This window comes from Komagataeibacter rhaeticus, assembly GCF_003207855.1.
Taxonomy (GTDB): domain Bacteria; phylum Pseudomonadota; class Alphaproteobacteria; order Acetobacterales; family Acetobacteraceae; genus Komagataeibacter; species Komagataeibacter rhaeticus.
Map to the genome: position 1 here is coordinate 380,155 of NZ_NKTZ01000002.1, position 19,674 is coordinate 399,828.

The 19,674-nt window shown below is 63.0% G+C and carries 19 protein-coding genes and 1 riboswitch; of the genes, 6 read left to right on the forward strand and 13 right to left on the reverse strand.

The window, feature by feature from the left end:
- The first annotated feature begins 119 nt into the window (after positions 1-119).
- Positions 120-1,067 carry a helix-turn-helix domain-containing protein gene (locus CFR78_RS03950; protein ID WP_034927606.1) on the forward strand — a complete coding sequence of 316 codons (948 nt, stop codon included), beginning with the start codon at positions 120-122 and terminating at the stop codon, positions 1,065-1,067.
- A gap of 146 nt (positions 1,068-1,213) precedes the next feature.
- On the opposite strand, the gene CFR78_RS03955 is transcribed toward CFR78_RS03950, so the two are convergent.
- From CFR78_RS03955 to CFR78_RS03965, 3 genes are all read right to left on the reverse strand, one after another.
- A complete protein-coding gene (locus tag CFR78_RS03955) occupies positions 1,214-1,417 on the reverse strand; it encodes a TOBE domain-containing protein (RefSeq protein WP_034927643.1) in 204 nt (67 codons plus the stop codon).
- Between the two features lie 228 nt (positions 1,418-1,645).
- Positions 1,646-2,926 carry an NAD(P)/FAD-dependent oxidoreductase gene (locus CFR78_RS03960; RefSeq protein ID WP_007399483.1) on the reverse strand — a complete coding sequence of 427 codons (1,281 nt, stop codon included), beginning with the start codon at positions 2,924-2,926 and terminating at the stop codon, positions 1,646-1,648.
- A gap of 192 nt (positions 2,927-3,118) precedes the next feature.
- Positions 3,119-4,630, reverse strand: a complete 1,512-nt coding sequence (locus CFR78_RS03965) for an aldehyde dehydrogenase family protein (protein ID WP_034927609.1) — start codon at positions 4,628-4,630, stop codon at positions 3,119-3,121.
- A 628-nt stretch (positions 4,631-5,258) separates the two neighbouring features.
- On the opposite strand from CFR78_RS03965, the gene CFR78_RS16555 reads away from it, so the two are divergent.
- Positions 5,259-5,480, forward strand: a complete 222-nt coding sequence (locus CFR78_RS16555; RefSeq protein ID WP_258365893.1) for a hypothetical protein — start codon at positions 5,259-5,261, stop codon at positions 5,478-5,480.
- Positions 5,481-5,602: 122 nt separating this feature from the next.
- On the opposite strand, the gene CFR78_RS03975 is transcribed toward CFR78_RS16555, so the two are convergent.
- On the reverse strand, positions 5,603-6,685 hold the full coding sequence (locus CFR78_RS03975; RefSeq protein WP_051671988.1) for an aromatic ring-hydroxylating oxygenase subunit alpha: 1,083 nt from the start codon (positions 6,683-6,685) through the stop codon (positions 5,603-5,605).
- A gap of 99 nt (positions 6,686-6,784) precedes the next feature.
- On the opposite strand from CFR78_RS03975, the gene CFR78_RS03980 reads away from it, so the two are divergent.
- Together CFR78_RS03980 and CFR78_RS03985 are read left to right on the forward strand one after the other, a co-directional pair.
- The gene (locus CFR78_RS03980) at positions 6,785-7,687 is read left to right on the forward strand and encodes a LysR family transcriptional regulator (protein WP_034927620.1); all 903 of its coding nucleotides are present in this window, start codon (positions 6,785-6,787) and stop codon (positions 7,685-7,687) included.
- 122 nt (positions 7,688-7,809) lie between these two features.
- Positions 7,810-8,907 (forward strand): PepSY-associated TM helix domain-containing protein, encoded by a 1,098-nt coding sequence (locus CFR78_RS03985; protein WP_034927622.1) that lies wholly within the window; start codon positions 7,810-7,812, stop codon positions 8,905-8,907.
- A 51-nt stretch (positions 8,908-8,958) separates the two neighbouring features.
- Here CFR78_RS03985 and CFR78_RS03990 read toward each other — a convergent pair whose 3' ends face one another.
- The 6 genes from CFR78_RS03990 to CFR78_RS04015 form a co-directional block, all read right to left on the reverse strand.
- Positions 8,959-9,588, reverse strand: coding sequence for a Crp/Fnr family transcriptional regulator (locus CFR78_RS03990; protein ID WP_223846524.1), 630 nt, complete (start codon positions 9,586-9,588; stop codon positions 8,959-8,961).
- The gene (locus CFR78_RS03995; RefSeq protein ID WP_034927624.1) at positions 9,585-10,256 is read right to left on the reverse strand and encodes a TetR/AcrR family transcriptional regulator; all 672 of its coding nucleotides are present in this window, start codon (positions 10,254-10,256) and stop codon (positions 9,585-9,587) included. Before CFR78_RS03995 ends, CFR78_RS03990 begins: the two co-directional genes overlap by 4 nt.
- A gap of 79 nt (positions 10,257-10,335) precedes the next feature.
- A complete protein-coding gene (locus CFR78_RS04000; RefSeq protein ID WP_258365897.1) occupies positions 10,336-10,905 on the reverse strand; it encodes a hypothetical protein in 570 nt (189 codons plus the stop codon).
- A gap of 224 nt (positions 10,906-11,129) precedes the next feature.
- Positions 11,130-12,362, reverse strand: coding sequence for an MFS transporter (locus CFR78_RS04005; protein ID WP_051671990.1), 1,233 nt, complete (start codon positions 12,360-12,362; stop codon positions 11,130-11,132).
- 32 nt (positions 12,363-12,394) lie between these two features.
- Positions 12,395-12,793, reverse strand: coding sequence for a GlcG/HbpS family heme-binding protein (locus CFR78_RS04010; protein ID WP_034927630.1), 399 nt, complete (start codon positions 12,791-12,793; stop codon positions 12,395-12,397).
- Between the two features lie 91 nt (positions 12,794-12,884).
- Positions 12,885-13,616: an IclR family transcriptional regulator gene (locus CFR78_RS04015; protein WP_034927647.1), complete on the reverse strand. Its 732-nt coding sequence runs from the start codon at positions 13,614-13,616 to the stop codon at positions 12,885-12,887.
- Positions 13,617-14,066: 450 nt separating this feature from the next.
- Between CFR78_RS04015 and CFR78_RS04020 the strand changes: the two genes are divergently transcribed.
- Positions 14,067-15,068, forward strand: a complete 1,002-nt coding sequence (locus CFR78_RS04020) for an NAD-dependent epimerase/dehydratase family protein (RefSeq protein ID WP_034927633.1) — start codon at positions 14,067-14,069, stop codon at positions 15,066-15,068.
- A gap of 201 nt (positions 15,069-15,269) precedes the next feature.
- Here the strand turns inward: CFR78_RS04020 and CFR78_RS04025 are convergent, their stop codons facing one another.
- The 3 genes from CFR78_RS04025 to CFR78_RS16560 form a co-directional block, all read right to left on the reverse strand.
- Positions 15,270-17,186: a Hint domain-containing protein gene (locus CFR78_RS04025; RefSeq protein ID WP_258365900.1), complete on the reverse strand. Its 1,917-nt coding sequence runs from the start codon at positions 17,184-17,186 to the stop codon at positions 15,270-15,272.
- Between the two features lie 140 nt (positions 17,187-17,326).
- Positions 17,327-18,100: a zinc-dependent alcohol dehydrogenase family protein gene (locus CFR78_RS04030; protein WP_240471506.1), complete on the reverse strand. Its 774-nt coding sequence runs from the start codon at positions 18,098-18,100 to the stop codon at positions 17,327-17,329.
- A gap of 24 nt (positions 18,101-18,124) precedes the next feature.
- A complete protein-coding gene (locus CFR78_RS16560) occupies positions 18,125-18,334 on the reverse strand; it encodes an alcohol dehydrogenase catalytic domain-containing protein (protein WP_240471507.1) in 210 nt (69 codons plus the stop codon).
- A gap of 272 nt (positions 18,335-18,606) precedes the next feature.
- A riboswitch (Fluoride riboswitch) is annotated at positions 18,607-18,685 on the forward strand.
- A 137-nt stretch (positions 18,686-18,822) separates the two neighbouring features.
- Between CFR78_RS16560 and CFR78_RS04035 the strand changes: the two genes are divergently transcribed.
- On the forward strand, positions 18,823-19,635 hold the full coding sequence (locus CFR78_RS04035) for a universal stress protein (protein ID WP_110580998.1): 813 nt from the start codon (positions 18,823-18,825) through the stop codon (positions 19,633-19,635).
- Positions 19,636-19,674: the final 39 nt, after the last annotated feature.

A 19,674-nucleotide genomic window follows, 5' to 3' on the forward strand; every position in this document is an offset into this window, starting at 1 on the left:
TCCATTAGAATAAAGACCATACAGTAGCAGGGACCATATGCTGTATGAGCAGCCTGCCGCCCGCTGGCGCGGCGCAACAGTCATGTCGCAAGCCAATGCGCCTATGGTGAGTGATGGGAATGAAAAGGAACTGTACCCAGCCTGCCGCGATCCGTCCCGCGCCGGTGGCGGAAAAGACACCTCCCGGCGAGATCGAGCGGTCCTGGCAGCGCTGTGCGGGGTTCTATCATCTTGATCCCGCGCAGGCATGGACGGCCACCGTCCTGTCCGGCGCCGAATTCCGGCATGTCAGTGGACGTTCCGCCGCGCTGGTCCGGATCGCCCTGCCCGAGATGCGCCACCTGTTCACCCTGCTGCGGGGGCTGGACCTCATGGTGCTGCTGGCGGATGCCGATGCCATGATCCTGGCGCGCTGCGTTGATGAAACCCAACTCTCCGCAAGCCGGCGCCTATATCTGCGCAGGGGGGCGATCTGGAACGAGCGGGTGGCGGGCACGAATGGCATCGGCACGTCAGTGGAAGCCGGCCGCCCCATTGTTCTGGGGCCGGGTGAACACTGGCGGTTCTGCCTTGCGCGGCTGACCAGCTTTGCCGTGCCGCTCTTTGATGCGCGGGGACGCATGGCCGGCGCCCTCAACCTTGCGGCCCTTGCGGGCACTGCCACGCGCCCTGTTGCCGCGCTGCTGCTGGACGTGCTGCTGCAGGCGGGGCGACGGATCGAGGAACTGCTTTTCCGGGCCTGTTACCCCGACCACAGGATTCTGAGCCTGGGCGTGGCACAGGGGTGCTCGACCCCCCTGATCGCACTGGATGCAAGGGGGGACATGGCGGGTGCCACCCGTGCCGCACGCATGCTGACCGGCTGGACGGAAGACACGGGCGGCCCCCCGTCCCCGCATGATGGCGTCGTGGTGGAGGAGCCGGACCTCAGCTTCCGGCAGGCGGAAGCCAACGTGATCCGCGCGGGTCTGGCCCGCTGCCACGGCAATGCCACGGCCACGGCCCGCAATCTGGGAATCAGCCGCGCGACCCTGTACCGCAAGATGCGATATGGCGGAATACGATAGGGACGGATGCCAGCGACAGCAGGCATCCCGCATGGGGCAAAAGCCCTGTCACCAGCAGAAAGACCGGCATGGGGAACAGGCGGCGGACGGGCCGGAACGCCTGTCCCCCACGGGATGCGGACAGGCCGCGACCGGGCCGCGCAGGCTCAGACGCCCACCATCACGTCGGAAGCCTTGATGATGGCGGTAGCAGCTTCACCAACCCTGAGGCCGAGGTCATCGACCGCCTCATTGGTGATGGAGGCCGTAATGACCTTGCCGCCGATATCGATGCTGACATGGGATGTTGTCGCACCCTTTACGATTTTGGTGATCCGGCCCGAAAGCTGGTTACGTGCGCTGACCTTCATTGCATCCTCGCTACTGTCATCGTGAAGGGTGTTATAACCCTGCGCTCCCGGCACAGGCAAGCCGGTGCCCCGCGCCGGGCGCATCCGCGTTTTCCATCCTTCATCATGGACACAAATGGAAAACGCCGCGCGCCCTGTGGGGCACGCGGCGGCATGAAACCCGTCGTGTAATGCCTGCCCCCTGGCCGCCCGAAACGGAAGATGCCGGACCAGAGGTGGCACGAGGACTCAGTCCAGCCGGACGGAGGGCCGCACGAAAACATCCAGCCAGTCCACCAGACACGACATCAGGCCACGGAACGTGCCGTAAAGCTCGAACTGGTGCTGGCGGTAGAGCATGAGGTGAACCATGCGTGCGCTGATGCCACGCAGCCAGCCGCCACCGAACACACGCCCGCCGGGGAAGGTACCCCAGCCGTTATAGTCACCCAGTGCCACCACCGCGCCCTTGTTATGGAAGGCAAACGGCGGCAGCGCCCGGCCATTGATCCATGCGGGAATATGGCGGGCCAGATGATGGGCCTGCTGGCGGGCGGCCTGCGCCGTGGGGGCGACCGGCTTTTCGGCGATGAAGGCGCAGTCACCGACGGCAAAGATGTTGTCGTCTTCCACCAGCTGCAGCGTGGGACGCACTTCAAGCTGGCCGGAACGGGAGAGTTTCAGGTCACCGAATTTGCGCGTGACATCGGGTGCCTTGACCCCTGCCGCCCAGACGCGCAGCGTGGCGGGAATGCGGGTCCCGTCCTTGAGCATGAAGCCCTTTTCATCCGCGCCGCTGACCATGGCCGATGTCTGCACGGTCACGCCAATCGCCTCAAGCTCCTTCTGCGCGGCGGCGGAAACCGCTTCAGGGAAGGCAGGCAGGATGCGGGGACCGGCTTCAAGCAGGGTGATCTTCAGCTTCGGCGGCTTCTTGCCAAAGCTGTAGAGGGAGGCCAGGTCAAGCGCCTTGTGCAGTTCGGCCGCAAGCTGGGTGCCGGTGGCGCCGCCGCCCACGATGGCGATGTCCAGTTCCTCGTTATTGCCAAATGCCTTGAGCAGTTCCATGCGGAAACGCTCGTTAAAGCCGTTGGCCTCGACAAGGTTGTCAATGAACAGGCAGTGCTCGGCCACGCCGGGGGTGCCGAAATCATTCGCGCGGCTGCCGATGGACAGGATCAGCGCATCATATTCCAGCTTGCGTTCGTCCAGTATGACCTCTCCCGTCGGCTCGACAACCGGGGCAAGCGTGATGGTCTTGGCGGTGCGGTCCATGCCCGCGATCTCACCGGGCCAGAACTCGAAATGATGGCGGCTGGCCTGTGACAGGAAGCTTATGCGGTCATTTTCGTTGGCGGCCGTGCCTGCGGCAAAGCAGTGCAGCATGGGTTTCCACACATGGGCGAAACTCTTGTCGACCAGTGTCACCTGCGCACGGCCCGACTTGCCGATGGAATCACCCAGCCGGGTAGCCAGCGCCAGTCCGGCCACGCCTCCGCCCACGATCACGACCCGAAACTTTTGTGCCATCCTACATTCCTCCAACCCTGCCGCACAGCACCCCGGCCCCGGGGGAAAACCTGCTGCATGCATGATAAATCAAAAAAATCCGTCTACTCCTACCCTGTCGGCATGGGTACGACGCCGGACGGCCGAACCGGTAAACCCGGCCCGGCCGTCCTGCCTGTCGCTCAGGGTGTGGCGGCTCTCACCGCCCTGGCATCAGAAGAAGCCGCGCTTCTTCTCGCTGTAGCTGACCAGCATGTTCTTGGTCTGCTGGTAGTGTTCGAGCACCATCTTGTGGGTCTCGCGCCCGATGCCGGACTTCTTGTAGCCACCAAATGCCGCATGCGCCGGATAGACATGGTAGCAGTTGATCCACACGCGGCCCGCCTCAAGCCCGCGCCCCATGCGGTAGCAGGTGTTGGCATCGCGGCTCCACACACCCGAGCCAAGGCCGAAGGGCGTGTCGTTGGCGATGGCCAGCGCTTCTTCTTCCGTCTTGAAGGTGGTCACGGCCAGGACCGGGCCAAAGATCTCTTCCTGGAAGATGCGCATCTTGTTGTTGCCCTTGAACACGGTCGGCTGCACGTAGCACCCGTTGTTCAGGTCGCCACCAAGGTCGGGACGGCCGCCACCGGTCAGCAGCTGGGCGCCTTCGCCCTTGCCGATATCGATGTAGGACAGGATCTTTTCCTGATGGCCATGGGAGTTCTGGGCACCCATCATGGTGTTCGGGTCCAGCGGATTGCCCTGGCGGATCGCCTTGATGCGGGGCAGCGCGCGTTCCATGAACTTCTCATAGATCGATTCATGGACCAGCGCACGGCTGGGGCAGGAGCAGATCTGGCCCTGGTTGAGCGCGAACATGGTGAAGCCTTCGATCGCCTTGTCCAGGTAATCGTCGTCCTTGTCCATGATATCGGCAAAGAAGATGTTCGGCGACTTGCCGCCCAGTTCCAGCGTTGCCGGGATCAGGTGCTCGGCGGCTGCATGCGCGATCATCTTGCCGGTGGGGGTGGAACCGGTGAAGGCGATCTTGGCAATGCGGTCGCTGTTGGACAGGGCGGCGCCCACGTCGCGGCCCAGGCCGTTGACGATGTTCAGCGTGCCGGGCGGGAACAGGTCACCGATCAGTTCCATCAGCACCAGCATGGAAGCGGGCGTGCTTTCGGCGGGCTTCATGACCACGCAGTTACCGGCAACCAGGGCGGGCGCCAGCTTCCACGAACCCATCAGCAGCGGGAAGTTCCACGGAATGATCTGGGCCACGACACCCAGCGGTTCATGGAAGTGGTAGGCGATGGTGGTGGCGTCGATCTCGCTCAGCGTGCCTTCCTGCGCACGGATGCAGCCGGCGAAATAACGGAAATGGTCGATGGCAAGCGGGATGTCGGCGGTCAGGGTCTCGCGGATGGGCTTGCCGTTGTCCCATGTCTCGGCACGGGCGAGAAGATCAAGGTTCTTCTCCATGATGTCGGCGGCCTTAAGCAGGATCAGCGCGCGGTCGGCCGGTGCCATGTGGCCCCATGCGGCCTTGGCCTTGTGCGCGGCATCGAGTGCCAGTTCCACGTCAGCCGCGGTGGAAGCAGGCACTTCACACAGCACACGGCCATCCACGGGGGATGTGTTGGTCAGGTAATGTCCCTCGACCGGGGCCACCCATTTGCCACCGATATAGTTGCCATAGCGGGACTTGAACGGCGGTGCAGCCGTCAGACTGTCTACTGACATGAGAATATTCCTTCAGTACAATTCCTCAGAAACCATAAAATACAGAGAGAACATTATTGTTCATTCCGGATTTTTTCATGAATCCTGAAGTTAAAAACAAAACGAAGGCATGGATGTAATCCACAATACAGTATGGCATGGTGAAAACGACTGTCCGTTACGGAATTGCAGGTCATGACCGTGCATATCCGGCAGACATTCCTTCCCTCCAGACCGAACAGTGTCGGGACACGCCCCGGTGCGATATCGGGGAACCATCTGTATTCATCGATATATAGACCGGACTGGTACGGCAAGCGCGAAACATGTAACGTAATCGTGAGGTGTGCATCTGGTGCCATAAGGAACACAGTGTAAGTTATTATATATCAATATGTTACAGTTTATTGAAACAGGATATTTTTTGTCGCTTATGAATTCCACCCGGTGTGTCCTGCCCGGCGCATCGCGTTGGGAACCCGAGTCAGGGCGCACATGCCCGCTGCGCAATCGCGTATGCTCCGTCCATGAACGGCAGTCTGCTGATATGAATTTTTTATTTCATGACCTGTCTTTTGCGTACACATGCGCAATACAGGCCGCCCCGGTCGGGACTAATCCGTAAACACCATTTGTCAGGTATTGCTGCATGTCGGCATCGGGCGGGTCGCATTGCTGCGTGCTGATGAACCGCGCCTGCGCCCTGCGTGTCAGCGCCACCAGGGCATCCTGTTCGGTCCGGGGCAACACGACCGGCATGGCCATGCACAGCAACGGTAGCAGGGGGCGGCTGGCACGGCGCTGGCTGATCCGGGGCCATGTCGTACCAGAGCGGTCTGGCCGTTCGCACGCCCCTGCCGGTCGTCGATGACGGACAGCGTTGCGACAGGCCCGCGCAGCGGCACCGGAGCGGACTCCTTGCCAACCTGCAGCAGCGTGCCATGGCGCAGCGTATCCACATCCGCATCATGCCTGCGCCGCCGGGAATGGGGGTCAGGAAATGAAGAAGCGGCTCAGCCCTAGCTCACGCAGCCCCCGGCGGTAGGCGATGGAACTGCGGTCAGCCGGCACATGGGCTTCCAGCCGGGGGTCAAGAGGCAGGCATTCGGGCTTCTGGGCTTCAACAATGGCCTTGTCTTCCTCAAACACCCGCCGGTTGAAGTCATACACGTCCTGTACGGGCAGATCGGTATCGAAATTGCGGCAGATGGGCGCGAACAGCCGCGTCTCCCGCGCGGAAACGGGGGATGCCGCATTCATGATCACCAGTCGCCCGTCATCAGGGAAATGGACGGTCAGGGTCGCGGTAAAGGGCAGATGGGTGCGGAAATGGCGCAGCCATTCAAAACCGGGGCGCCCATGGTCCACCCGGCCAATCGGGTAGTTACCGACGGTGCTGCGGTATTCGACCTCAAACCCCCTGTCCGTCCGAACGGGCCTGTAGCCGGGTACGACGGGATTGTCAGGGTCGGCGAAGGTTGCGGTATGCACGAAGGCAAAATGGGCAACATCGAGAAACCCCTCCATCTGCCGCCCCGCAAAACCATGGATGTCGATAGAAGGGCAGACAATCTGCTGGAAACCAGCATCCTGCCAGTGCGGCATGAGCGGAATATCGGCATTGGCCATGATCGCAGTGGCATCGTCCGGCCACTGGCCATCGGGGCGAAGGCAGGTCCAGATCAGGCCGTAGCGCCTGATGGCGGGATAGGTCCGCAGGTGCATCTTGGACGGGATGGCATGATCGGGATGGGCGGGAATACGCACGCAGCGCCCCGCCGCCCCGAAACGGAAACCATGATAGGCGCAGGCGATGCTGCCGCCATCGCCCGAGCCCAGGCTGAGCGGCACGCCACGATGCGGGCACAGGTCGTGGGCTATGACAATGTCTTCCCCGGCGCGATACACCACCAGGGGTTCATCAAGCAGCATGGCCGCAACGGGCCTGTCGCCAACATCACGCTCCAGCGCCACGGGGTACCAGAAACGCGCCAGAATGGCCCAGTCATCGGGTTCGAACGTGCAGTTGCGGGGAAGCGTGTCGGGAGCGTGCATGGAGGGAGACATGGGGGCCATCCTGGAAAAGCAGCGGATGACTGATCTTTTCCGATGTCCGTATGCGCGTATATATCATAATATCGTCTTGATTGTTCGCAAAAAGAGAGCGGTTGTGCCGTGCCGGTTTTTTCCCGTTTCATGCGTTATTTCATGGTGGTGGCCCGCTTCGGCTCCATCCGCCGGGCATCGGAGGAACTGCGTATCGCCGCGTCCGCCATAGACCGGCAGATATTGCAGGGCGAGGCGGCGCTGGGTGTTCCCCTGTTCGAACGCCTGCCCACCGGCCTGCGCCTGACGCCCGCGGGGGAGTGCCTGCTGGCGGAAGGGCAGGACTGGCAGCGCGGCATGCAGCGCGTGCAGCAGCAGATTGCCGACCTGCGGGGTCTGCGGCGGGGGCATGTGACAATCGGCCTGATCGCGGCCCTTGCCAGCGGGCCGGTGCCCCGTCTGGTCCACACGCTGCGCCAGAACCACCCGGGCATTACCCTCCGCGCCAATATTCTTGATAACCAGGATGTCGCGGCCGCCGTAACCCAGGGCGAGGTCGATCATGGCCTGATGCTTGACCCGCCCCTTATGCGGGACCTGATGGTGGTGAGCAGTTCCAGTGTTTCCCTGGGGTTTGTCACCCTGCCCGCTCACCCCATTGCCGCATTGCGCACCGCACGGATCAGCCAGTGCGCGGAATACGCGCTGGTCATGCCCGAACCCCCGCTGGCCCTGCGCCATGAACTGGACGGGCTTCTGGCGGCCGGGGACATGCCGGTCAAGGTCGCGGCATCGGCGGATAACGTCCAGATGATCAAGTCCCTTGTCACCGAAGGGGTGGGGGTTGGCATCCTGAGCAGCCTGGATGTGATGGAGGAGGTCCGGGTGGGCACGCTGTGCTTTACCCCCATTGCCGACAGGCGCCTGTCACCGCTGACACTGGCGCTGGTGACCAACCGCACGCGCCCGTCCTCGTTCGCGGGCCGCCTGGTCATGGGGGAGATGGCACGGCACCTGTTCGAAACCGCATGAATACGGCCCCCGGGGCGAGCTGATACGTTTTCTTACCTGCACGGCACGGCCCGGCCCGTTGGTACGCCGCGCTGGGCCTGATATCATGCGCATCCGTCGCCGGTCTGCAGGAAAGATGCCGCATGCTCCGTAAAGTCCATCGCTGGATAGGGCTTGTCCTCATGCTCCCCCTCATGCTGCAGGGCCTGACCGGGGCATTGCTCATCCTTATCCCGCTGCTGCTGCCCGGCCCACCTGCCACGGGCGAGGCCGGCCCCCATGCCGGGGCCGAGGCCATGATCGCCGCGTCCCGCGCCAGCGCGCCACAGGGCATGATCCCGCTACGTTTCGACCCGCCCGCCACGGGGCGGAGCGCCATCGTGACCTATGGGCCACCGGGCGAACGGCATCCCACGTTCGAGGTCTTTGTCAATCCGGTGCATCCGGCCGTCATGGGCACCTACATCATTCCCGCCGGCATCCGCTTCCTGCATAACCTGCATGCCGACCTGCTCCTGCTGCCCTATGGCCAGAACGCAACCGGCATCATGGGGGTGCTGGTCACGGCCATGGCGCTGACGGGGCTGGTGCTGTGGTGGCCGCCCGCCGCCCTGTGGCAGTCGGGCAAGTGGCGCCGGACCATCATGGTATCCCCCCGCGCCCGCGGTCGCCGGCTGTGGCGTGAAATGCATGTCAGCCTCGGTTTCTGGCTGTCGGGCATGCTGCTGTTCATGGCGGTCAGCGGTTCCATCCTGGCATTTCCCTTCATGCGCCCGCTGTTCGGTGCCGGCCGCCCCGCCACGCCCCATGTGCATGCAACCCCCGGCATACCGGGGGAGGCCGGCGTGGACGCGGCCCTTGAGGCCCTGAAAACCCGCATGCCGGAGGCCCGGCTGCTTTCGGTGCAGCTGGGACAGGGGCCGGCCCAGCAATCGCTTGAAGTCGTGCTGCCCGCCTATGGCGCCAACCGCCCCGCTTCCCTGCATTATGATGCCCAGGCCGACAGCCTGGACCTGACCCGCGACCCCGGCCAGCAGCGCGGGGGCGAGCGCAGCTTCCAGTGGCTGCACATGATGCATGAAGCCAGGCTGGTGGCCCCGCATCCCGTGGCCATCATATGGAAAACCGCCGTGCTGCTGTGCGGGACGGGCGTTATTTTCTTCTCGCTGTCCGGTGGGGCCATGTGGGTGCTGCGCCGACGGGATGCCGCACGGCGCCAGACACACATCACGCAGGCATAGGGCGCGGCCCCATCCCCGCCATTCAGGGCCGGGAGGCCCGCATGGCGACCGTCACAGCCGCGCGCAGTCGCGCAGCCGGGGCAGGTCGATGGCCAGATGATGCATGTCGTGGCGATGGATGATCTTCCTGCGTTCCAGCACACCCAGGGCACGACTGACGCTTTCGGTCGCAACACCCATGTAATCCGCTATGTCGGGGCGGCTCATGGGCAGTTTCAGGATCTGCGTGGCGGGGTCGAAGCACTGGCCATTGCCGCAGCATTCCAGCAAAAAGGCCACCACCTTCGTCACCACGTCATATTTCGCCATGAGAATGATGCGGTGCTGCTGCAGGCTGATTTCGGCTGTCGCCTGCAGCAGGAACCTGTTCTGCATGTGTGGCCGGGACAGGAGCAGTTCCTGCAGCCTCTCTGCCTGGAAACGCTGGATACGCCCCTTGTCCAGCGCATCGGCATTGTTCAGGTAGCGCCCGCCGGCCGCCATGCCGAACACGTCCCCTCCCCAGCGGAACGCCAGGACCTGCCGCTTGCCGTCCAGCAGGTCATGGGATATCCGCACGACCCCGCTTTCCACCATATAGATATGCGTTGCGGCATCACCCTGCCGGAACAGCTTGGTGCCGGGCCTGACATCCATGGCTTCACCAATCGCCATGAGCGCTGTCTGATCGGATGGTGTCACGGCCCCGCGTCCCTGTTCTTCCGGCTGGCCTGGAGCATCATCGCAAAGGCAGACCATGTGGTATCGAAAAACTGCTTTTTGTCCGCCGCCGTTTCAAACGGCTGCCGGCCCACCAGCGCCAGGCGGAACGCCCATCCCGAAATCAGGCCGGTCAGGCCATGGGCAAGCTGGTCCAGCCATCTGGCCTCCGCAGGGGTGTCGCCCGCGTGCAGCGCCCGGGCCAGAAGGTTTGTGATATGATCGTGGAAAGTCCTGCCAATCTCATCCGCCAGACTGTCCAGCAGGGCGGGAATGCGCCGCCCGTCGGCAATCATGACCCGGTATGTTTCCACCGTTTCGGGAATGAGGGAAAATTCCAGGAAACGCCACATGAGCTGCCGCAGCGCCAGAAGCGGATCGGCGGGGGAGAGCGATGCCTCCTGCATGGCATCGAACAGATGCCTGCACCGTTCGCGCACGACCGCCCTGAACAGGTCCTCCTTCGAATGGTGGCGACGGTAGATGGTCGCCTTGCTGCAGCCCACCATGCGCGCGATCCGCTCCATGGACGTGGCGGCGTAGCCGTCGGCAAGAAAGGCCCGGGTTGCACTGTCCAGAACGGTGCGATCCAGTGCTTCCGTCCCCTCCACGGAAGGGCGGCCGCCGGATTTGTGAACGGATAGGGCCATTACGTCTCCAGCGCTTCCGGATCCAGCCATTCCATTGCCTGGAAAACCACCATCATACGCCATACGGCGGCCATGGATGTCACGGCTGCACCGCGTTGGCCGCCAGGTGGAAATACAGCCGCGACACCTGCCCCGACAGCTGGGCGCCATGGCTCCGGCCTGAAAACCGGATATCAACCCCCCGCGCGTTCTCCATGTCGATGCCGGTCGCGCCGTGCCCCAGTGTGGCCGTGCCCCCCACCGTCCAGTACGTGCCATTGAAGTCCCTGATGCGCGCCAGGTTACGCACGCAGCCCTGACCCGACACCCTGGCCCCGCCCAGCGACAGCATGCCCCCGCCGCGCACGCTGAAAGGATAGACATGCGCCCCGTCATGCAGCACGCCCCGGCCCCACATGTACCCCACCATCAGCCCGACCTGCCGGGCCGACAGTTCGATACGGACATCCTGCGCCCCACATCCGGCCTGTGCGCGGGCCGTATGCGAAAGTGTGGTGACAGCCAGCAGCACGGACCCCGTCCCCGCCAGAAGGCGGCACGAAAGGCGCAGGCGGCCATGCGCCGCCGCTACCGTCATCCCCCGGACCATACGACGCGCCCTGCCCGCGCCATCGCGGTGCCCCCAACCGGTCATGCTGCCCCTGTTCATACGATCCTGTCCTGTCGGCATGGGGCGTGCATCTGGCATGCCGCGCCATTGATAAAACGGTACGGTATCGTTTTACAAATCAGCCAGCCCTCTGTCAACGCATGCAGGCGGCCCCATAAGGTGCCGCGCCATGGATGGATCTTCCGCCGGTTTCATGACGGGACCGGCCCGCTGTAGCGCACCGGACCGGGCAGTCCCGCCCGGCCGGCATGCCGTGAAACGGATCAGTCGATCGGACCGCGCACTTCCGTCATGCCACGGCTCCTGAGCACGCCCAGCGCCACCAGATAGACCGCAAGCCCACCGGCCGACAGCATGGCCCCGCCCACCCCCAGCGAACCATAGCCAAACCGGTTGGCCAGCAGAAAACTGCCCATCGACGCCCCAAGGGCATTGGCAACGTTGAAGGCGGAATGGTTGAGCGAGGCCGCCAGTGTCTGGGCATCCCCTGCGAAATCCATGAGCCGTGTCTGCAATGCCGGGCCAAGTGCGTTCACGAAGGCCGGCACCAGCAATACATCAAGCATCAGGCCCGCTTCATTATGCAGGACCATGGGAAAGACCAGCATGACGGCCGCGCTGCCCGCCAGCGCGACCAGGGCGGCCAGGTCCAGATTGCGGTCAGTCAGCCATGCCCCCGCATTCGCCCCGATCAGCATGCCCGCCCCGCACACGACCATGTAGATCATGATCCGCCATTCCGGCACATGCGTGACATTCTGCAGCACGCTGGTCAGATAGGTATAGATGGCGAACATGCCACCAAAGCCGATGGCCGCTGTCAGCAATGTCAGCAGAAGCTGGGTATTGGCCAGCGCCCGGACCTCACGCAGGGGAGAATTGGCCCGGTTGGGCGTATCGGCGGGAATGTAGCGCCATATGCCCGCAAAGGTCACGAAACCCAGGGCCGCGATGATCAGGTAGGCGACCCGCCAGCCAAAATGGTCGGCGGCGAAGGTGGAAAACGGCGCCCCCAGCAGAGTGGAAATGGCAATGCCCGACAGGATACGCCCCACGGCCCAGCCCCGTCGCGCCCGCTCCACCATGGAGGCACCCACCAGCGCCGATATCCCCATCAGCGCGCCATGCGGCAGGCCGGTGATGAAGCGGGCGATTTCCACCAGTCCCGGCGTGGGCATGACCACGCTGAGGATATTGGACAGCCCGAACATCAGGAACAGGATCAGCAGCAGTTCCCGCCGCGACAGCCTGGCACCCAGAATGGTGATGAGCGGCGCGCCCACCACAACACCCAGCGCATAGGCGGTAATGGCATGCCCGGCATCGGAGGGTGACAGGCCAAGCGATACCGCGAATTCGGGCAGCATGCCCATGATGCCGAACTCACCCGTTCCGACCACGAACGTGCCGAACGTCAGGATGAAAAAGGCGGCTTTCGTGCCATGGGGCGCCGCAACCGGCAGGGCGCCCCCGGGGGGGGACATGGTCTGTGTCATCTTGATAAAGTCCGGCAGAAGGTAAGAATGGTTCAGGCCACGAGCGTTGCCGCGGCAATACGGGCAATATCGATATCATCCTGCGTGCTGGCCCCGGATACGCCAATCCCGCCCAGCATGCCGCCATCGGCCGCCCGCAGCACAACGCCACCACCAAAGCTGGTCAGGCCGCCATTGGTGTGTTCCAGCATATAGGCCTCGCCTGCGGGGTGACCTATTCTGGCAAAATCGGCGCTATCCATCTGGAACAGCACGGCGGTGCGGGCTTTCCTGTTTGCCACGTCGATCACCCCCAGGGGGGCGCCATCCATGCGGATGAACGCCATGGGCCATGCCTGCGCATCGAGAATGGAAATACAGACGCGTACCCCCCGCCTGCGGGCTTCATCATGGGCGGCGTCAAGCATTGTGGTTGCCTGGGAAAGTTTCATGACGTGGTTCCGGGTCTTCAGTGTCAAAAAATGCAAACTAGCCACGCATGGGACCGGGCGTAACACGCCAATGAGCGGAATCCCCATTTATTCAACATTGTTGAATGGTTGCCTGTTCCACATGCCGCATCATCATCCACGCCAGCCGGACCAGCCGGTAGCGGGGCAGGTGCGCCGCAGGCCCCGTAAGGGCGATGCCCGCACGGACTTCACCGTTCTCCCGCCATGGCACTGCCACCCCGTGCTCGCCGGGGCGGTAGGCTTCAAGGTCAAGGGCATATCCCTTCACCCTGACCGCCTCGATCTCGTCAAGCACCGTGGCGTCAAGCGCCCGGGCGCGCGTGGCGCACACCCTTCTGCCCAGGCCGGGCATGAAGGCCAGGAACACAAGCCCCACCGCCGCCCCCTCCAGCGTTTCGCGCCGCCGCAGGCGGGAGGCCCGTACCACCGGGTCCTGTGGCCCCACAATATCCAGATAGACCGCTTCATCCCCGCTGGGCACGCCCAGATACACGGTTGCCCCGCTTTCATGGGCAATGGCTTCAAGCGCGGGGCGCATGCGGGTCCGCAGCCCGTCATCATCACCCGCGATACGCGACAGGTTGAGGATACGCCCCCCCAGATGATAGCGCACATCCCCCGCCCGGCGCTGCACGTAGCCCAGATGGTCCAGCGTCTGGAGGATATTGTGGACCGTGGTCTTGCCAATGCCGGAAATGGCGGCGATCTGCTGCAGGCGCGCGCTGCCGCCTTCCTGCGCGATGATTTCCAGAATGGCGACGGAGCGCTCTATGGACTGGATCAGCTTCGGCGTCTTTCCCACGGGCCACTCCTTCTGCGCCGGGCGGACGGCATGCATCACGGGTTCAGCATCGCTGAATGACCCGTTCCACGGCAAAGCCATGCCGGCGGCGGCACGGACACTGTCCCATGCCTGTCCGCCACCATGCAACCACCCCACCCGGGCCGCCATGGACGGACATGACAACACTGTGGCCAGACTGGCCATCCGCCCCCGGCCTGTGCCATATAGCCCGCATATGCCATTTCATCAGGGAAACACAACGCGACCGGCATGGCACGCCTCTTTCCTCTCCGGTTATGCCGTCTGTCCGGCCCTGGCACCACCCGGATATCCCGCCATATCCCGATCATTGTCCCGTAACCGTCTTCCTGCCGCCGCTGGGCCACCGGGGGCGCTGCATATCATGGCGCAAGGCTGAACGAAACTGGCGCGCCCCTTCCCGGCCGCCACATCTTTCTGGAGTTTAGGATGCGCATCCTTGTTACCGGCACGGCCGGGTTCATCGGTTTTCACGTCGCCCGGCGACTGCTGCGGGAGGGCCATGCGGTTACGGGTGTGGATGGCATGACCCCCTATTATGACGTAACGCTGAAACAGGCGCGCCATGCCATGCTGCGGGCATTCGGGCAGTTCACCTGCCACGAATTCATGCTCGAAGACATGCAGGCCATGGAGCGGACCTTCGCGCAGTGCCGGCCGGAACTGGTCATCCATCTGGCCGCGCAGGCGGGTGTGCGGCACAGTATCGAAAGCCCCGGCGGCTATATCAGCGCCAATATCGTGGGCACCTACAATGTGATGGAACAGGTCAGGCAGCACAGGCCCCGGCACTTCATGCTGGCCTCGACCTCCTCCGTCTACGGCGCGAACACGGATGTGCCCTTTGTGGAATCCCAGCGCTGCGACCATCCGCTCAGCCTTTACGCCGCCACCAAGAAGGCGACCGAGGAACTGGCGCATTCCTATTCCCATATCTGGCAGGTTCCGGTCACCGCCTTCCGCTTCTTTACGGTCTATGGCCCGTGGGGGCGACCGGACATGGCGCTGTTCAGGTTTACCGCCAATACCCTGGCGGGCAAACCGATCGATGTTTACAACAACGGCAGGATGGAGCGCGACTTCACCTATATTGATGACCTGGTGGAAGCGATCTGCCTGCTATGTGAAAAGCCACCACGCGGGCCGGGAGAACCCGACCCCGGTGCCAGCCCCGTTGCCCCCTACAGGGTGATCAATATCGGCAACAGCCAGCCGGTCAGTCTCATGGCGTTCATCGAAGCCATTGAAAAGGCACTGGGCAGGCCCTGCATCCGCAATTACATGCCCATGCAGCCCGGCGATGTCATCCGCACCTGGGCCGACTGTACCGCCCTGCGGGACCTGACCGGTTTCTGCCCGGCAACATCGGTGCAGGACGGGGTTGACGCTTTTGTGGCGTGGTACAGGGCGTATTACGGGCCGGCGGCCTGACCCCTGATCACGGCCTTCCTCCCCCCCGCCGGGCCCCTGATGATGGCGCAGGGGCCGCGGCTGGCCGTAATCGGAAATGGCATGGCCATACCATGCGTGAAGAGTGCGCCGTTCCATGTCTGCCCGCCTATCAGGGCAGGGGCATCCGTCATGCCCGTGGGGTCTGCCCCCCGCGCCAGGCGGGGCGGGGGGCCAGCATGGTCAGGCCGTCAGGCGTGGCCTGTCTTCGGACGGGGCATGACCTGTATCGACATAGGGACCACCCGCGACGATTTCGAGACAGAGCAGCCCCATAAGCGTGGGATGGCGCGGCCCCAGCACCAGTTCGGCCCGGCCATTAGTCCAGCGGCAGCGTCCATCGCGCGGTGCGTGCCAGCCATTGCACCACCCGTCGGGCGCCGCATCATCCAGATGGGACGAAAGGGAATAGGCGACACTGCCCTCGAACAGCCTGATCTGCCCGATCAGCACCCCAAGCTGGCGGCGATCATCCAGATAAGGCCCGATCGCATCACAGGGGCGACTGGTACGCGACATGATGCGCACGGCCTGCACGCCGGGCGGGATCATGAAAATGGCAAACCCCCTGTTCTCGCGCATCTGCCGGATGACCGCGCCGTCATCCGCAACCAGATGCAGGCCCGCATCGTGATGGAGCACGGGCGATGCGACACGGATGTCATGAAAGGTTTCCCGTGCCCTTGCTTCCAGCTGGCGGTACAGGGGTTCCACCACATCCGGCGCCACGATGAGCGGAGCCGCCGCATCCACCGCCCATGAACGGACCGGCCCCCTGCCAATGCTGACGACAGGCCCCCTGTGGTGGAAGATGTGCCGGTTCCCCGTATCGAGATAACTTTCGGTCAGCACGCCATCGGCCATGATGATCGAATGCCGCTCCGTCTCGATATGGTGGTAATCATAGGCGGTAATGGCATGATCATAGAAAATCGAGCGGCCATTCACCAGCATGCGGACCGGCACGAACCCGCCACCAAGGAACAGCGAATGTTCCGGCGTGACCAGCATGTCCCTGCAGGGCACGCCATCGGCAATGGCATCCTTCAGGATACGGACGGGGTAGCCGGCCTCGTCATCCGGCAGGCCATGGCGCACCACGGTACGGGCCGTACCCGTCCAGATGACCCTGCGGGTTTGTGCCTGCCCCCCGACGTAAGCCACAACATCATCACCGATCGTGACATCCTGCACCGGTACATCCCCGCCCGGGGTCCGGATCATGGTGCCGGACAGGAAACAGACACCAATATCCGTATTGCCATCCACATAGGTGATCTGGAGCGGATTGGCCGTCGTATCACCCGTCGTGCTGTAGGTGCCGTTGGCCAGGCTTATGCCGGTAGCCAGTGAAACCTGGTAGGCCGCGACTTCCGTACCGTCGCTGCCGTAAAGTGTGATGGTTTTCGTGCTGTCGCCACTGATCGTGTAGCCGGCGATGGGGGCCGTGGTGTTCTGGAGCTGGATGGTATCCTGTGACGGATCATAACCGCTGAACGTCACCCCGCCCACCCCGTTGGAGGCGATCAGGTTGAGGACCGAATTATCGGCATTGAGTACAAGCGTGCCGCCCCCGGTCTGGAAATTGACGGTGGAACCGGTGAGAATACTGATAAGGTTATCACCGCCATCATAGGTCCCGCCGTACCCTATGTTGATGGTCGAACCGGCCAGCAGCCCGGCCACCAGATCACCCGAGAAGGTTGCCGTGCCGCCATAGATATTGATGGTATTGCCAGAAAGCGCGTTGACCAGGATGTTGATGTCGGTATCACCGCCAATATAGTATGTATTGGCGCTGATGGCATTTGCCACAACAGTGATGCCACCCGTGCTGCCCGGCATGGAAACATAGGTACCACCCAGAACGCCGACCAGCGTGGTAACGGAATCCGACCCCGTCACCACATCCCCTGTCGGCAGTACTTTCAGGCCCAGCACGTCCAGGCCGGTACTGATATCCGTCAGGTGCGCAACGGTCGCACCACTCGCATCCGTTATCGTGACGTCATAGGATGTGGTTGTTATCCCCACACCAAGCGTCGTTCCGGTTTCGGTATAGGTCAGGCCAGATGCCGTGGTGCCCGTGGTTGTGGTCATTGTTATGTCCATACCATTCCATGTGATGGCATGTGTTTTCATACAGAAAACAAAAAAAACGGTTAATTTTGGATACGGGAACACGGGAAAACCGGCCCACAGGTCTCGCCGCCGCCAGGGCGGTGCGGGGCCGCGCCACGTCAGAACGCCAGGCAGATCTTGCCAAAATGCCGGTTGCCTTCCTGATACCGGAAGGCCGCCACAATCTCCTCTAGCGGGAAAACACGATCAATGACGGGGCGGATGGTGCTGCTGTCAAACGCACGCACCATGGCCTGCTGGTCCGCCCGGCTGCCCACCAGCACGCCCTGCAGGCGGAACTGCTTGAGCAGCATGGGCACGATGGCAAGCTGGCCCGCAACACCGCTGAGGATACCGATGACGGAAATATGCCCCGCAACCCGGATCGCGGCCATCGACTGTTCCAGCGTCGCGGCGCCGCCGACCTCGATGATATGGTCAACCCCCTTCCCGCCCGTCAGGTCCCATGCCGTCTGGCCCCATTGCGTGTCCTGCCGGTAATTGATCACATGGTCCGCCCCCAGTTCACGCAGGCGCTCCAGTTTCGCATCGCTGGATGATGTTGCGATAACCCTGGCGCCGGCCATTTTCGCGAACTGTAGCGCAAAGATCGAAACACCCCCGGTCCCCTGCACCAGAACCGTATCGCCCGGCCTGACCCGGTCATCGACAAACAGCGCGCGCCAGGCGGTCAGGGCGGCGGTTGTCAGCGTGGCAGCCTCGACATCCGTCCAGCCACGCGGCGCATGGGTAAACGATGTAGCGGCGGCCGTGACCTCTTCACGGGCATAGCCGTCCACGCCATCGCCCGGGACCGTGGCAAACCCGATCACCTCCGGCCTGCCGGAAAGCCATGTGGGGAAAAACGTGCTGACAACCCGATCCCCCGGCACGAATTCCGTTACACCGGCACCGGCTTACAGCACCTCTCCCGCGCCATCGGCCATGGGAATGCGCGGGACTGCAGGCCCCCACATGCCACTGACAACCGCATAGTCATGGTAATTGAGCGATGAGGCATGCAGCCGTACCCTGATTTCACCCTGTCCGGGCGGGTGGGCGGGCTGCTGCGAGAGGGCAACATTCCCGAAGCCACCAGGTGGCTGCACCACGACTGTCCTGGGCATGGCAGGAAGATTGCACTCAATACAGGTGAAGTCCATTTCATCCATTATTGTAAATACTTATTTATAAAAACAAAAATGTTCGTTATTCCACATATTATCTTTCAATACTGAAATAATAAGAAAACTTTTGATGAATGTTTTTTTTAGAAAGATTCAGGAAACATCACCTTCATGCAATAAAGACGATACCCTGGAACTTCTGCCGTTTTTAGGCATACGGCTGCCCTGCCGGGATGATGCAGGGATTGACTTCACCCGCACAGTATCCCCATAATACGGGCGGCAATGGACTCTGCCTGATTTCAGTGATGAAATCGAACCGCCCGCCGGGCTGATGATTCCTACCCCGCCATATCATGCGTGAGGGAGGAGTGTGTCCGTGATCCCATATCCTGCAGTTTCCATCATCCCGCCAGCACCCGATAACAGGACAGGCCGTGTTCCGCCCTGCGCGCATTGCCCCCTGCCCTGCCGGCAGGCGCAGTGACATGCGTATTCTCGTCATTCTTGATTGCGTGGAAACCGCGCTCCCGGCACTGGAAACCGCAGGCGGACTGGCCTGCCGACTGGGGTGCCACGATATCCGCGTGCTCCAGCCCCAGCCCGCCACCGACCCGGATTACCAGAGTCCCGATGAAGGAATGCCCGGCAATGAAGCGCGCCTGCACTTTGCCCGCACCATTGCCGACCGGGCAACGCAGCTGCACCGGATCTGCACGGACTGGGCCGCCGCAACCGGCCACACGACCGACACGCACTGGGTTGAACGGGCTGGTGACATCCGCGCGACTGTCGCCCATGAAGCCAGCGGAAGCAACCTTGTCGTGATGGGCCGTCCGCATGCGGGCGATGCGGCCGCCATCAGCCCGTCCCTTGCCGGGGCGCTGTACGATGCGCGGGCCGCCGTTGTGATGGCGCCCCTGCGGGCCTATGCCACCATCGGGCTGAACCCTGTCGTGGCATGGCATGCATCGCCCGGCCTGGAGCGCGCGATTGCAAGCGCATGGCCCCTGCTGGAACAGGCCCGCAAGGTAACGGTCATCATTGGCGAATCCCGGCTGGACACCCAGCCCGACCCGGCACTGGTGGCCACCCTGCGCCACAAGGGCGTAACGGTGGCGGTGGAGCGATTCATCAGTACCGATACGGATGTGGGTGCCCGGATCCGGGCACTGGCCGCACAGGGGGACCTGCTGGTCATGGGCGCGTATGGGCGGCCGCATTTCCTTGAATGGCTGTTCGGGGGGCCGACGCTGGATATCCTGACCCACGCCCCCCTGCCGCTGCTGACCCATCACTGAAGCCGCCATCCCCCATCAAGATAAAGAGAGATGCTTTCC

Bases quoted from the DNA above. Each gene is read 5' to 3' on its own strand.
- CFR78_RS03950 (WP_034927606.1), top strand. From the start codon at position 120: ATGAAAAGGAACTGTACCCAGCCTGCCGCGATCCGTCCCGCGCCGGTG.
- CFR78_RS03955 (WP_034927643.1), bottom strand. From the start codon at position 1,417: ATGAAGGTCAGCGCACGTAACCAGCTTTCGGGCCGGATCACCAAAATC.
- CFR78_RS03960 (WP_007399483.1), bottom strand. From the start codon at position 2,926: ATGGCACAAAAGTTTCGGGTCGTGATCGTGGGCGGAGGCGTGGCCGGA.
- CFR78_RS03965 (WP_034927609.1), bottom strand. From the start codon at position 4,630: ATGTCAGTAGACAGTCTGACGGCTGCACCGCCGTTCAAGTCCCGCTAT.
- CFR78_RS16555 (WP_258365893.1), top strand. From the start codon at position 5,259: ATGTCGGCATCGGGCGGGTCGCATTGCTGCGTGCTGATGAACCGCGCC.
- CFR78_RS03975 (WP_051671988.1), bottom strand. From the start codon at position 6,685: ATGGCCCCCATGTCTCCCTCCATGCACGCTCCCGACACGCTTCCCCGC.
- CFR78_RS03985 (WP_034927622.1), top strand. From the start codon at position 7,810: ATGCTCCGTAAAGTCCATCGCTGGATAGGGCTTGTCCTCATGCTCCCC.
- CFR78_RS03995 (WP_034927624.1), bottom strand. From the start codon at position 10,256: ATGGCCCTATCCGTTCACAAATCCGGCGGCCGCCCTTCCGTGGAGGGG.
- CFR78_RS04000 (WP_258365897.1), bottom strand. From the start codon at position 10,905: ATGAACAGGGGCAGCATGACCGGTTGGGGGCACCGCGATGGCGCGGGC.
- CFR78_RS04005 (WP_051671990.1), bottom strand. From the start codon at position 12,362: ATGACACAGACCATGTCCCCCCCCGGGGGCGCCCTGCCGGTTGCGGCG.
- CFR78_RS04010 (WP_034927630.1), bottom strand. From the start codon at position 12,793: ATGAAACTTTCCCAGGCAACCACAATGCTTGACGCCGCCCATGATGAA.
- CFR78_RS04020 (WP_034927633.1), top strand. From the start codon at position 14,067: ATGCGCATCCTTGTTACCGGCACGGCCGGGTTCATCGGTTTTCACGTC.
- CFR78_RS04025 (WP_258365900.1), bottom strand. From the start codon at position 17,186: ATGACCACAACCACGGGCACCACGGCATCTGGCCTGACCTATACCGAA.
- CFR78_RS16560 (WP_240471507.1), bottom strand. From the start codon at position 18,334: ATGCCCAGGACAGTCGTGGTGCAGCCACCTGGTGGCTTCGGGAATGTT.
- CFR78_RS04035 (WP_110580998.1), top strand. From the start codon at position 18,823: ATGCGTATTCTCGTCATTCTTGATTGCGTGGAAACCGCGCTCCCGGCA.